This is a genomic window from Novosphingobium sp. 11B (assembly GCF_054589055.1).
The window spans coordinates 7,975-21,798 of sequence record NZ_BAAILP010000146.1; the positions used below are offsets into that span (position 1 = coordinate 7,975).

General features: G+C 67.6%; 9 protein-coding genes. 8 read left to right on the forward strand and 1 reads right to left on the reverse strand.

The genetic code is table 11. The features are described from left to right. The first annotated feature begins 19 nt into the window (after positions 1-19). Positions 20-1,429, forward strand: a complete 1,410-nt coding sequence (gene ahcY, locus ACYPYD_RS13370; RefSeq protein WP_008829668.1) for an adenosylhomocysteinase — start codon at positions 20-22, stop codon at positions 1,427-1,429. A gap of 100 nt (positions 1,430-1,529) precedes the next feature. Here ahcY and ACYPYD_RS13375 read toward each other — a convergent pair whose 3' ends face one another. Continuing rightward, positions 1,530-1,844: a helix-turn-helix domain-containing protein gene (locus ACYPYD_RS13375; protein WP_008829667.1), complete on the reverse strand. Its 315-nt coding sequence runs from the start codon at positions 1,842-1,844 to the stop codon at positions 1,530-1,532. A 471-nt stretch (positions 1,845-2,315) separates the two neighbouring features. On the opposite strand from ACYPYD_RS13375, the gene ACYPYD_RS13380 reads away from it, so the two are divergent. The 7 genes from ACYPYD_RS13380 (at position 2,316) to trxA (ending at position 13,697) form a co-directional block, all read left to right on the forward strand. After that, positions 2,316-4,667, forward strand: a complete 2,352-nt coding sequence (locus ACYPYD_RS13380) for a PAS domain-containing sensor histidine kinase (protein ID WP_069707600.1) — start codon at positions 2,316-2,318, stop codon at positions 4,665-4,667. A 13-nt stretch (positions 4,668-4,680) separates the two neighbouring features. Beyond that, positions 4,681-5,127 (forward strand): tRNA (adenosine(37)-N6)-threonylcarbamoyltransferase complex ATPase subunit type 1 TsaE, encoded by a 447-nt coding sequence (gene tsaE / locus ACYPYD_RS13385; RefSeq protein ID WP_069707601.1) that lies wholly within the window; start codon positions 4,681-4,683, stop codon positions 5,125-5,127. After that, a complete protein-coding gene (locus tag ACYPYD_RS13390) occupies positions 5,124-6,122 on the forward strand; it encodes an aminoglycoside phosphotransferase family protein (protein ID WP_459663570.1) in 999 nt (332 codons plus the stop codon). The genes tsaE and ACYPYD_RS13390 overlap by 4 nt, the downstream gene beginning before the upstream one ends. Further along, complete coding sequence (locus ACYPYD_RS13395) at positions 6,119-6,838, forward strand: nucleotidyltransferase family protein (protein ID WP_459663572.1); 720 nt, start codon at positions 6,119-6,121, stop codon at positions 6,836-6,838. Before ACYPYD_RS13390 ends, ACYPYD_RS13395 begins: the two co-directional genes overlap by 4 nt. Beyond that, positions 6,831-9,806 (forward strand): PD-(D/E)XK nuclease family protein, encoded by a 2,976-nt coding sequence (locus ACYPYD_RS13400; protein WP_459663573.1) that lies wholly within the window; start codon positions 6,831-6,833, stop codon positions 9,804-9,806. The genes ACYPYD_RS13395 and ACYPYD_RS13400 overlap by 8 nt, the downstream gene beginning before the upstream one ends. Further along, complete coding sequence (gene addA / locus ACYPYD_RS13405) at positions 9,803-13,297, forward strand: double-strand break repair helicase AddA (protein WP_459663575.1); 3,495 nt, start codon at positions 9,803-9,805, stop codon at positions 13,295-13,297. The genes ACYPYD_RS13400 and addA overlap by 4 nt, the downstream gene beginning before the upstream one ends. A gap of 79 nt (positions 13,298-13,376) precedes the next feature. Further along, complete coding sequence (trxA, locus tag ACYPYD_RS13410; RefSeq protein WP_008829660.1) at positions 13,377-13,697, forward strand: thioredoxin; 321 nt, start codon at positions 13,377-13,379, stop codon at positions 13,695-13,697. Positions 13,698-13,824 lie beyond the last annotated feature (127 nt).

Below are 13,824 nucleotides of genomic sequence, written 5' to 3' on the forward strand. Positions count from 1 at the left end.
CAATCTTCAGGAGTCCCACGTGGCCACCACCCCCGACTACGCCATCACCGACATCGGCCTCGCCGACTTCGGCCGCACCGAAATCGCCATCGCCGAGACCGAAATGCCGGGCCTGATGGCGCTGCGCGAGGAATTCGGCGCGTCGCAGCCGCTTAAGGGCGCGCGCATCACCGGTTCGCTGCACATGACGATCCAGACCGCCGTGCTGATCGAGACTCTGGTGGCTCTCGGTGCGGAAGTGCGCTGGGCCACCTGCAACATCTTCTCGACGCAGGACCACGCCGCCGCCGCCATCGCCGCCGCCGGTATCCCGGTCTACGCGATCAAGGGTGAATCGCTGGCCGATTACTGGGACTATGTCGGCAAGATCTTCGACTGGTCGAGCGAGGGCAATCCCGACCTCACCGCCAACCTGATCCTCGACGACGGCGGCGACGCCACGATGTTCGCCCTGTGGGGCGCGCGCGTCGAAGCGGGCGAGACGCTGTTCGAGCCGAGCAATGCCGAGGAAATCGAGTTCGTCCGCGCGCTGAACGCCTTCCTCAAGGCCAAGCCGGGCTACCTGACCGCTTCGGTCAAGGCGATCCAGGGCGTTTCGGAAGAGACCACCACCGGCGTTCACCGCCTCTACCACCTCGCCAAGGACGGCAAGCTGCCGTTCCCCGCGATCAACGTGAACGACAGCGTCACCAAGTCGAAGTTCGACAACCTCTACGGTTGCCGTGAATCGCTGGTCGACGCGATCCGCCGCGCCACCGACGTGATGCTGGCCGGCAAGGTCGCCTGCGTCGCCGGTTTCGGCGACGTCGGCAAGGGCTCGGCCGCTTCGCTGCGCAACGGCGGCGCCCGCGTCCTCGTCACCGAGATCGACCCGATCTGCGCGCTGCAGGCCGCGATGGAGGGCTACGAGGTCGTCACCATGGAGGACGCGGTTTCGCGCGCCGACATCTTCGTGACCGCCACTGGCAACGAAGCCGTCATCACCGGCGAGCACATGGCCGCGATGAAGGACAAGGCGATCGTCTCGAACATCGGCCACTTCGACAGCGAGATCCAGATCTCGGCGCTCGACAACTACGAGTGGAAGGAAGTGAAGCCGGGCACCGACCTCGTGACCTTCCCGGACGGTAAGCAGATCATCGTGCTCGCCAAGGGCCGCCTGGTGAACCTGGGCTGCGCCACCGGCCACCCCAGCTTCGTGATGTCGGCCAGCTTCACCAACCAGACGCTGGCGCAGATCGAACTGTTCACCAAGAACGACGCCTACAAGAACGACGTCTACGTGCTGCCCAAGCACCTCGACGAGAAGGTCGCCGCGCTGCACCTCGAAAAGCTGGGCGTGAAGCTCACCAAGCTTTCGAAGAAGCAGGCCGACTACATCGGCGTGCCGGAAGCGGGTCCGTTCAAGCCGGACCACTACCGCTACTGATCACGGTTTGATGTCGATGCAGAAGGGGGGTCTCTTTAAAGGAGGCGCCCTTTTTGCGTTCCGCAGTCATTCGAGGTGCAAAAGCCTAAATAATGGCTGATCAATTCTTACATATGAATACGGTGAACGGTCCGATGTCATCAAGGCGGACGAGTGACATCGCGCGGGGTAAACAATCTCCCGGCAAACGTTCGGATTGGTCCACCTGGAGGTGCGCCAACGCGAAATCGCGCGCGGCCTCCTGCCGATTGTTCTTTCCCATACGCACAATGGCTTCTCGCAGGTGATTATCCACCGTCGATGGCGAAAGATCGAGTTGCCGGGCGATCTCCTTTGAGGTCATCCCCTGATTTACCAGGGCCAGGCACTGGCTTTGCCGGCGTGTCAGGCCGTTGTAGCCGCGGTTGTTCGTCATTACCCATGGGGTTCCCTTATGATTTTGGGAACATTGGAAATTTTTATCCGTGAGACACAGTGAAGATTTATTAACTGTTCCATCAAAATGAAAATTCTCTTTTGATGATATAGTCTTATTTCGATTGCCTAGTTATTTTGCCTATTCATTTGGGCAGCCGCAGGCTTCGACGCCGTACCATGCTTTCTCCATATTGTGCGTGGCGATCGGCGGATTGGCCATAGCTCCGGAGGGGTAAGGAAAGGCGGGGGCGTCTTCCTGACCTGCTATCCGTGGGAATCCACTTTCCCACCCGCCCTAACCTGTCGCCGATAATTTTCGTGAATGTCACGCATGATGGACGGGAGGGGCTTATGACGGTGTCGTAAACAAGAGGGCGTGAACGTCGATCCGTCGGCCAACCCGCGTATCTACCGCTTTCGCGCCATCCCCCATTGTCAGGGCCATCCGCGCGCATCATAGCCTGTGGCGATGGAATTCTCGCGTTTCCTGCCTCTCCTGATCGGCCTGCTGCTCGGCGCCTGGACGATTGCCGCAGCCTGGGCGGTGCTGTCCGCGCGTTCGCGCCAAAACCGCGCCGAGGCGCAGTTGCGCTCCGCCCGCCGCCTCGGCCGCATGGTCGAGGAATCGCCCGCGCTCCCGTTGCTGGTGCGCACGGACGGCCGGATCGAGGCTTCTCCGCGCCTCGCGCAGTGGCTGGGGCTGGACGAAGTGCCGCAGTTCCTCTCCGAACTGGATGGAAATGATCGCGGCCTGCCCGCCGAGAAACTCGCCGAACTGACCGAGGCCGTTCGCCGCTGCCAGAAGACCGCCGCGCCGTTCCGCATGGCGGTGACGCCGCATGGCTCCAGCCGCAGCCTTGCGCTGCGCGGGCACCTCGCCGACCCGCAAGTCTCGCCCGGCGGCGCCGCACTGGTCTGGGTCTTCGACTTTTCCGACAGCGAGACCGAACTCGTCCGCCTGCGTGACGAAGCCGCCCGCGCGCGCGGTGACTTCCACGCGCTCGTCTCGCTGATCGAGGCCGCGCCGATGCCGATGTGGTTCCGCCGCCCGGATGGCGAACTGCAACTGGTCAACCATGCCTACGTCGCCGCCGTGGGCGCCAAGAACGCAGACGACGTGGTCGTCAAGGGCATCGAACTGATCGAATCGGTCGATGGCCTCGCCCCGGGACAAGTCGCCCGGAAGGCGGCTGAAAAGGGCATCCCGATCGAGCGCATCGTCTCGACCACCATTGATGGCCAGCGCCGCGCCCTGCGCGTCAGCGATTTGCCGCTGGGGGACGACGGCGTCGCGGGCTACGCGGTGGACATCGAGGATCTGGAGGAGATGTCGCGCTCCTTCCGCGCCTTCCGCGAGGCGCAGCGGGCCTTGCTCGACCAGCTTTCCGCGGGCGTGGCGCAGTTCGACGCCAAGCGGCGGCTCGCTTTCGCCAACCAGCCGTTCCAGCGCCTGTTCAAGCTCGACGGGCGTATCCTCGTCGATCCGCCCGCCTTCGAGCGCCTACTCGATGCTGCGCGCGATGCGGGCCGCGTGCCCGAGGTGCGCGACTTCCCAGCATGGCGGCGCGAGAAGGCGGGCTGGTTTTCGGCAGGCTCGACGCAGGAGGAAAGCTGGACGCTCGCGGACGGCACGCACTTGCGCATCGTCGCCCAGCCGGTCCCTGATGGCGGGCTGCTGCTGATCGTCGAGGATCGCACCGAACAGCTGCGCCTTTCCGCCGTGCGCGACACCCTGCTGCGCACCCGCACCGCCACGTTCGACAGCCTGTTCGAATCGGTCGCGGTCTTCGCGCCCGATGGCCGGATGCAGATCTGGAACCGCCGTTTCGCCGCCGACTGGGGGCTGGAGAGCGAATTCCTTGACACCCATCCGCATGTGGAAGCGCTGCTCAAGAAGATCGCCTCGCGCCTCAAGCGCCCGGTCGAGGCGGAAACCGTAGGCAACGTCGTGCGCGCCGCGACGCTCGACCGCGCGCAGACGGGCGGGCGCATCGGCCTCGCCGACGGGCGCGTGCTGGAATATGCGGGCGTGCCGCTGCCGGACGGCAATGGCCTGCTCGCGGTGCTCGACATCACCGATTCGATGAAGGCAGAACAGGCGCTGCGCGAAAGCAATGCCGCGCTGATCGAGGCGGATGCGATCAAGACCCGCTTCCTTGCCAACATGAGCAAGGAACTGCGCACGCCGCTGACCTCGATCGGCGGTTTTGCCGAGATGCTGGACCTCGGTATCGGCGGCGACCTCAACGATTCCGGGCGCGACTATGTCGGCTCGATCATCGAGGCATCGCAGCAACTGGGCGATCACATCGACAGCCTGCTCGACCTGTCGCAGAGCGAGGCGGGCCTGCTGCCGCTCAAGTTCGAGGAAATCGACCCGATGCCCTTCGTGCGCTCGGTGGTCGAGGAACGGGCAGGGCGGCTGCAGAAGGCGGGCCTCACGCTCGACCTGCAGGCCAAGGGCCTGCTGCGTCCGCTGGTGGCCGACCGGCGAAGGCTGGCGCGGGCGCTGGGGCACATCGTCGACAATGCCATTGCCGCCTCGACGCGCGGCGGGCGCATTCTCGTGCAGCTTTCGCGCCGGAAAGCCGGAGAGGGGGATGCGATCCAGATCCTCGTGCAGGACAAGGGAGCCGGAATGGACAGCCGCACGCTCGCGCGCGCGCTCGATGGGATGAAGGTCAGCGCCGACGGCAAGGTGGAGAGCCGCGACGGCCTCGGCCTGCCGCTCGCCCGCCAGCTGGTAGAAGCGCACGGTGGCAGCCTGCGGCTCGAATCGGAGCCGGGCAAGGGCACCAGCGCGCTGATCGAACTGCCATGAGAGGAACATTGGCATGAGATTGCCGCTGCCAGACCTCGCGGCGATGGACGCATGGGGCCGCAAGCTCGCCGATGCGCTGCTCCCCGGCGACGTGATCGCACTGACCGGCGGTCTAGGCGCGGGCAAGACCACGCTGGCGCGCGCGATCATCGCCGGGCTTGGTCATGAGGGCGAAGTGCCGTCACCCAGCTTCGCGATCATCGAGCCTTACGACCCGCCTGCCGTCCGCCTGCCGCTGGTCCACGCCGACTTCTACCGCCTGAACCATCCCGACGAGGCGCAGGAGATCGGCCTCGACGATTACCGCGAGGGCGCGGTGCTCATCGCCGAGTGGCCCGATCACGCGGGCGGCTTCGCACATGAGCCGGGCTGCCTCTCGATCACGCTGGAAGTTGTCGAGGACGGTCGGATCGCCATTGTCGAAGGCGGGGCGGATTGGCTAGGGCGTATACCTGTATGACGCTCGAACATGCGAACTTTCCCGAGGGCCTTGATGCCTTTCTCGCCGCCGCCGGTTGGGGAGGCGCGGCTGTCGAGCCGCTGCCGGGCGATGCCTCGTTCCGCCGCTATTTCCGTATCCGCAGTGTCGATGGCGCCACCGCGATGCTGATGGATGCGCCGCCGCCGCAGGAGGACATCGGCCCGTTCCTGCGCGCCGCGCACTGGCTCGACGACAACGGCATGCGTCCGCCGCGCATCCTCGCGGAGAAGCCCGACAAGGGCCTCATCCTGATGGAGGACTTCGGCGATGCGCGCATGCGCGACTACCTCGACCAGTGGCCTGCGGACGAGCCGGCTGTCTACTCCGCCGCGATCGACGCGCTGGCGAAGCTGCACCAACTGCCCGCCGGGCCGTTCCTCGATTACTCGCTGGCGGAATATATCCGCGAGGTGAAGCTGTTCATCGACTGGTACTGCACCGCGCAGAGCCTCTACGTCGATGCCGCAGGCTTCGTGAGCGCGTGGGAGCAGGCGCTCTCGCCGCTGCTGCCGCGCCAGCGCCCGGGCGTCACCGTGCTGCGCGACTATCATGCCGAGAACATCATGCTGCTCGGCAGCCTCGAGAAGCAGGGCTTGCTCGACTTCCAGGACGCGCTGGTCGGTCATCCGGCCTACGACCTCGTCTCGCTGCTGCAGGATGCCCGGCGCGAAGTTGCGCCCGAGCTGGAGGCGCAGATGTTCGATCGCTACGTGCAGAAAACGGGTACGGACGTCGATGCCTTCCTCGCCGATTACGCGCGGCTCGGCGCGCAGCGGAACGCCAAGATCGTCGGCATCTTCGTGCGGCTGTGGCGCCGTGACGGCAAGCCGCGCTACCTCGACCTGATCCCGCGCGTCTGGGCGGCGATGGAGCGCGACCTTGCCCATCCCGCGATGGCGCCGGTCGCGGCATGGTTCGACGCCAACATCCCCGCCGCCTTGCGCGAGGCGAACGGCGGGGAGTTCGCCCGATGAAGCCTCTCGCCAGCGACACCGCGATGGTGCTTGCCGCAGGGCTGGGCAAGCGCATGCGCCCGCTCACCGCCACCCAACCCAAGCCGCTGGTGCGCGTAGCGGGCAAGTCGCTGATCGATCATGCGTTAGACAAGCTCGGCAATGCGGGCGTGACGAAGGCGGTGGTCAACGCGCACTACATGGCCGACGCGCTGGAAGGCCATCTCAAGGTCCGCAAGACCGCGCCCGCCGTCACCCTGTCCGACGAGCGTGAACTGCTGCTGGAAACCGGCGGCGGCATGGTCAGGGCGGCCGATCTGCTGCCCGATCCGTTCTTCTGCCTGAACAGCGACAACATCTGGCTCGACGGCCCGCAGGACGTCTTCGCCGAACTCTCGCTGGCCTGGGATGCGGAGCGGATGGACGCGCTGCTGCTGATGGTGCCGCACACCCGCGCGCTCAATTATCGCGGCGAGGGCGACTTCCACCTCGATCCCAATGGTCGCGTCTCGCGCCGCCGTCAGGGGCGGGTGGCGCCGTTCATCTACACCGGCATCCAGCTCGTGTCGAAGCGCCTGCTGCGCGATGCGCCCGAGGGCGCGTTCTCCACCAACATCCTGTGGAACCGCGCGATTGAGGAAGGTCGCCTCTACGGCATCTCGCATCAGGGCCTGTGGTTCGAAGTGGGCGAGCCCGCCGCCATCAGGCCGACCGAGGAATGGCTGACCCGTGCCTGACCGGACGGGTCCGAAAGTCTACTCCATTGCTGCGCATCGTGGTTTCGCCGACGCCCTCGTTGCCGGGCTCATCCCGCGCTATGCGAAGGATGAGATCGCCCTCGCGCGGCTGACGCTGCTGCTGCCGAGCCGCCGCACGATCCGCACGATGACCGAGGCTTTCGTGCGTCATTCGGGGAGCGGCATGTTGCTGCCGCGCATGGTCGCGGTGGGTGATCTCGATCTCGACGAAGCGCTTGGGCCATTGCTCGATCCGCTGGGCGCGGAGGACATCCCGCCCGCCGCCGACCCGACGCGCCGCTGGCTGCGCCTTGCGCATCATTTGCGTGAGGTGGAGGGCGATGCTGCGGGAACCGGGGCGGCATTGCTGCGCCGTGCCTTCGAGATCGGCCGCACCATGGACCGCCTGCTGGCCGAGGAAATCGCGCCGATCGACCTCATGTCGGAGCGAGTCATTGGTATCGTCGGTGATCTTGCCGGGCACTGGAGCGACAATACCCGCAGCTTCCTGATGGTGCAGCAGCACTGGATCGCCGAGCTGGCCGCGCGCGGGGAGATCGACGCACCGGACCGTCGCAATCGCCTGTTCGACCATGCCGCCGCGCGCTGGCGGGAAGAGCCTCCGCCGTATCCAGTCATCGCCGCCGGTGTCACCGGCGCCTCGCCCGCGCTGGCGCGATTGCTGCGCGTTGTCAGCGAGATGCCGCAGGGTCTCGTCGTCCTGCCCGATCTCGACTTGTCGCTCGCCGACGAGGTGTGGGAGGAACTGGGCGTCGCCGGCGCTCCGGCCGAGGTCGGTGAGCCGCCTTTCGCGCGCGGCGATGCGGTGACCCATCCGCAATACCATCTCAAGCTGCTGCTGAACCGGATGGGCATTGCGCGCGGTGAAGTGCAGCCCTGGCATCGATCCGGGATTGCCGCCGCGCCGCCCGAGCGCAGCCGCGCGATCTCCAACCTGTTCCTGCCGCCGCGCGCTTCCGCCGCATGGGTCGATCTGCCGCCCGAGCAGCGCCGCCTGAGCGGTGTGCGTCTGATGGAATGCACGCATCCCGGCGAGGAGGCGCAGGCGATCGCCGTGCTCATCCGTGAGGCGCTGGAGACACCCGAGCGCCGCGTCGCGCTCGTTTCGCCCGACCGGGGGCTGGCGGCGCGAGTCGTCAGCCATCTGGAGCGCTGGGGGATCGAGGCGGATGACACCGCCGGTCGCCCGCTGCCGCAGACCGCCGCTGGCCGCCTGCTGCTGCTTCTGGCCGAAGTCGTCGCCGAGCAGGCCGCGCCGGTGCCGCTGATCGCGCTGCTCGTCCATCCGCTGACTGGAGCCGGGCCGGGCCGCCCGCGCTGGTTGGAGAATGCCCGCAAGCTGGACCTCGAATTGCGAGGGCCGCGCCCCGGGGCCGGGCTCGCTCCGCTGGCGGCCAGGGCAGAAGGCGCGAAGCTGGGTGAATGGTGGGCCGGGATCGAGGCGATCCTGACGCCGCTGTTCGCGCTCGGCGAGACGGAGCCGCTGGACCGTCTGCTGGGCCTCATCGCCGACGCCGCCGAGGCCCTTTGCGGCGAGGCGCTGTGGGGCGGTGCGGACGGCCGCGCGCTCAGCGCCTTCGTGGAGGAACTGCGCGGCGCAGCGGGCGCGGCAGGCACGCTGCTGGACCCGCGCGAGATCAATGCGGTGCTGCGCGATGCGATGGACCGCGTCTCGGTGCGTCCGCCCTGGGGCGGGCATCCGCGCGTCTCGGTCTACGGCCTGCTCGAAGCGCGCATGAGCCGTGCCGATCTGGTCATCTGCGGCGGTCTGGTCGAGGGCGTCTGGCCGGGGACTGCGGCGCAGGATGCGCTGCTGCCGCCCGCCGTGCTGCGTGCTCTGGGCGTGCCCGGCGCGGACTTTCGCATCGGCCTTTCCGCGCACGACCTTGCTGCCGCGCTCGGCGCGCCCGAGGTGGTGCTGAGCTGGGCGCAGCGGGACGAGGGCGGTCCGGTGATCCCCTCACGCTTCGTGCTGCGCGTGCGCGCGATGCTGGGCGACCAGCTGGAACGCCACATCGAGGGCGAGGCCGTGCGCCTCGCCCGCCTGCTCGACGATGCGGCGCCGGTCGCGGCGCATCCGCGCCCGCAGCCGATGCCCTCGGCCGAGCAGCGCAAGGTGGACGTCTCGGTCACCGGGCTCGACCGGCTGCGTGGCGATCCGTACCAGTTCTACGCCAGCGCGATCCTCGGCCTGCGCAGCCTCGACGGTCTGGATGCCGAGCCGAGCGCGGCGTGGAAGGGCGAGGTTGCGCACCTCATCATGGAGCGCTGGCACAAGGCAGGTGAGCCTGCTGGCGGCCTCCATGCCATCGCGCAAGGCGTGCTGACCGAGCAGAACGCCCACCCGCTGATGCGCGTGCTGTGGTGGCCGCGCCTCTCCGCTGCGCTGGAGACGTTCGAGACGATGATCCTCGATGCCAAGGCGACGGGCCGCGAGGTCGTTGCGGTCGAGAAGTGGGGCGACATGCGCCATCGCGACGTGCGCATCCACGGCCGTGCCGACCGCATCGACCGGCGCGAGGACGGCAGCCTTGCCGTGGTCGACTACAAGACCGGCCAGCCGCCGACGGGCAGCCGCGTGCAGGAGGGCTTTGCGCTGCAGTTGGGCCTGATCGCGCTGATCGCGAGGGACGGCGGCTGCGAGGGTGTCGAGGGCGTGGCGGATTCGTTCGAATACTGGTCGATGGCCAAGGGCAAGGACGGCACGATGGGCTACATGTTCGAGCCGGTGCTGGAAGGCCGCAAGAAATCCGGCATCCCGCGCGAGGACTTCCTGCCCGAGACGCTGCGCTACCTCAATGACGCGCTCGACCGCTGGATTCTCGGCGAGGAAGCCTTCACCGCGCGGCTGAACCCGGAACTGGGCAGCTATGCCGACTACGACCAGCTCATGCGGCTGGACGAATGGATCACCTCGCTCGGCAACAGGCCGGAGGGCGCAGCATGAGCGGCCCGGCTACCGTCCATCCGCTTCACGGCAACCAGATGCTGGCGGTCGATCCGCAGGAGACCGTGTGGCTTTCCGCCTCTGCCGGGACGGGCAAGACGCAGGTGTTGTCCTCGCGCGTGCTGCGGCTTTTGCTGCAGCCGGACGTCGATCCCTCGCAGATCCTGTGCCTGACTTTCACCAAGGCTGGCGCGACCGAAATGGCCGCGCGCATCAACGGTACGCTGGCCGAATGGGTGCGGCTCGGCGAGTTCGATCTGCGCGCGCGCCTTGCCGCGATCGGGGCGCTGGCGAGCGACGAGAACCTCGCGCGGGCCCGCACGCTGTTCGCCTCGGTGCTCGACAGTCCGGGCGGCGGGCTGCGGATCGACACGATCCATGCCTTCTCGCAATGGCTGCTGGCGACGTTTCCGCTGGAGGCCGATCTCATTCCCGGCAGCCGCCCGATGGAGGATCGCGAGCGCGACCTTCTGGCGCGGCAGGTACTGGCCGACCTGCTGGTCGATGCGGAGGGTGGAAATCCCGCCTTGCTGCAGGCGGTCGAACAGCTTTCGCTGCGCCATGGCCCCGATGCGGTGATGGCGTTCCTGCTGCGCTGCGCTTCGGCGCGCGAGGCGTGGTTCGGACCTGGCAGCTGGCAAACGGGCGACATGCGCGGCAACGTGCTGCGGCTGCTGGGCCTGCCGTCCGATGCGGATCAAGCCTCGCTGGCGGCGCGGTGCGAGGATGCGGCGTTCGACGTGCGATCGCTGCGGCACTGCATGGCGGTCAACGCCGAGTGGGGCACCAAGACCGGGCTTGGCGCGGTCGATGCGATCAGCGAATGGCTGCTCGGCAACGGGGCGCAGCGGCTGGACAGCCTCGACGCGCTGGCGAAGGAGTTCCTGACTCAGAAGAACGAGCCCAAGGCCAGCAAGTCGCAGGATAAGCTTGACCCGGGCTATGCGGATTCCGCCGCACGGGTGATTGAGTGCATCCTTGAGATCAGAGCGATGCGTGCGCTACTGGCGCTGGCGGACCGGCTGGTCCCTGCGCTGCGGCTCGGCCGTGCCTTCGCGATGGCCTGGGATGCGGCCAAGCAGCGCGAGGGGCTGATCGACTTCGACGACCAGATCCGCCGCGCCGCCGATCTGCTGGCCAACCAAGCGCAGGCGGACTGGATCCGCTACAAGCTCGATCGCCGGTTCGACCATATCCTCGTTGACGAGGCGCAGGATACCAACGCGGCGCAGTGGGACATTATCTTCGCGATGGCGGGGGAGTTCTGGGCAGGGCTGGGCCAGCACGAAGACCTCATGCGCACCCTGTTCGTGGTCGGCGATTACAAGCAGGCGATCTTCCGCTTCCAGGGCACTAGCCCGGAGAACTTCCGCCGCGCCGCCGACCGCGTGCGGCGCGAGATGGGGCAGGCGGCACAGAACGCCGAAATGCTGCGCGACAGCTTCGCGCCGCCCGAGTTTCGTGAATACGGCCTCGACCGCTCTTTCCGCACGGCGCAGACGGTGCTCGACTTCGTGGACCGGGCCATCGCCGGGATCGGCCACGCAAACTTCGGGCTCGACCGTCCCGCCGATCCGCACCGGGGGCAGGAGCGCCCGGGCTACGTGGCGCTCTGGCATCCGGTCAGCGATGCGGCCGATGCCGAGGACGACGAACTGCCGGACGAGGAAGGCGCGACGCCCGACTGGCTCTCGCGCCCCGACCGCCAGATGGCCGAGCGCATCGCGCTGCAGGTGCGTGACTGGCTGGACGTGCAAGGACCTGGCTTCACTCTGGTCAAGGGCAACCCGCGCCGCGCGCAGGCGGGCGATATCATGGTGCTGGTGCGCCAGAGGAAGGAACTGGCCGGGCTGATCGTCGCGCGGCTCCATGCCGCCGGGGTGCCGGTGGCGGGCGTCGATCGCCTGCGCCTCGGCGCGCCGCTGGCGGTGAAGGACCTTGTCGCGGCGCTGCGCTTCGCGGTGCAGCCGCTGGACGACCTCAACCTTGCGGCGCTGCTGGTCTCGCCGCTGGTCGGGTGGAGCCAGGAGCAGCTTCTGGCCCATGGCTACCGCGAGAAGCACACGCGCCTGTGGGAGCACTTGCGCCGTTCGCGCGAGCCTGAGGTTGCGGCGGTCATGGAGCAGTTGGGCGAGGTGCTGAAGCGCGCCGACTATGCGCCGCCGCAGGACTTGTTGCAGTGGTTGTTGGTCGGCCCGTGGCAAGGGCGGCGGCGGCTGGTGGCGCGGCTGGGCTCGGAAGCGAACGATCCGATCGACGAACTGGTCAATGCCGCCAAGGCTTATGCCGTCACCGATACGCCGAGCCTAGCGGGCTTCCTCGCGTGGTTCGACGCAGGCGATGGCGAGTTGAAACGCGAGGCGGACAATGCCGCGGGCCTCGTGCGGGTGATGACGGTGCATGGTTCCAAGGGCCTGCAGGCGCCGATCGTCATCCTCGCCGACGCGACAAGCAATCCGGACAACGCCCGCGAACGCGGCATCGACTTGCCCGATCCCGCGAACGAGACGCGCGCGATCCCGCTGCCGCCGCTTTCCAAGGACGAGAAGCAGGGCCGCATCGCCGCGCGGCTGGACGAGGGCAAGCGGGCGGACGAGCAGGAGCACTGGCGCCTGCTCTACGTAGCGATGACGCGGGCTGAGGAGGCCCTGTTCGTCGGCGGGGCTCTCACCAGCCGCGACAAGGGGGAGCCTAGTCCGAAGAGCTGGTACGCGAGGTTGCGGGCGCTTTTTCCGGCCGAGGCAGAAGTCGGCGATCCAATATGGGGTGCACGCTGCGAGCATGGTCAGCCCGCCGCTCCGGTTCCGGTGAAGGCTGGAAAGCAAGGTGGTGGACCGATGCTCGACCTGCGTGAGCCGCTGCCGCGCTGGCTGGAGCGCAGGCCGCCCGCCGAACCGCGTCCGCCGCGCCCGCTCGCACCATCTTCGCTGGGTGAGGAGGACGCGCCCGATCCGCCGTTCCCGCCCGGTGCCGGCCGCGATGCAGCGCGGCGCGGTACGCTGGTCCACAAGTTGCTCGAACGCCTGCCGGACGTGGCTGCAGCGGTGCGTGAGGATGCCGGGCGAGGGTGGCTGGCCCGCCACGCCGTCGATCTTGCACCGGCGGACCGTGAAGCCCTGCTGGCCAGCGCCCTCACGGTGCTCGGCAATCCGGAGTGGGCGGACCTGTTCGGTCCCGACAGCCTTGCCGAAGTGCCGGTCGCGGCGGTAGTCGGCGGGCAGGTGGTTGCGGGCACGATCGACCGGCTGGTGATCGAGCCGGGCCGCGTGCGTCTGGTCGATTACAAGAGCGCGCGGCGGCCGCCCGATAGCTTGCAGGCGGTGCCGCGCGGCGTGCTGCGCCAGATGGGCGCTTATGCCGCCGCGCTGGAAGCGACCTTCCCGGGGCGGACGGTGGAAGTCGCGCTGCTTTACACGGCCGTCCCGCGCCTGATCGCGGTTTCCGCAGAGGTGCTGGCGGCGCACAAGCCCGTCTTGGAGCCGCGCGAGTAATGCTTTCTCCGCTCCGGCGTTGCGTCGCCGGGTTTCATCCCTAAGTTGTCGCCCAATTCTAAAGTTCAGGAGTCAATCGATGTCCACTATTGCCGTCACCGATGCCAGCTTCGAGGCCGACGTCCTCAAGTCCGACAAGCCCGTCCTCGTCGATTTCTGGGCGGACTGGTGCGGCCCGTGCAAGATGATCGCTCCCGCTCTTGAGGAAATCGCCGAGGAACTGGGCGAACAAATCACCATCGCCAAGATGGACATCATGGCCAACACCGAGACGCCCTCGGCGATCGGTGTGCAGTCGATCCCGCTGCTGGTGTTGTTCAAGGACGGCCAGCCGGTGGCCAAGAAGCTCGGCGCCGCTCCCAAGAGCGCGCTGAAGGGCTGGATCGAAAGCGAACTTTGATCGCTTAGGTCTGAGGTTGAAGAGGCCCCTGCCGTGGGAACGGCGGGGGTTTTCTTTTTGCGAGAAGGCCCACCCCAGACCCCTCCCGCAAGCGGGAGGGGAGAAAGGACAGCCCTCCCGCTTGCGG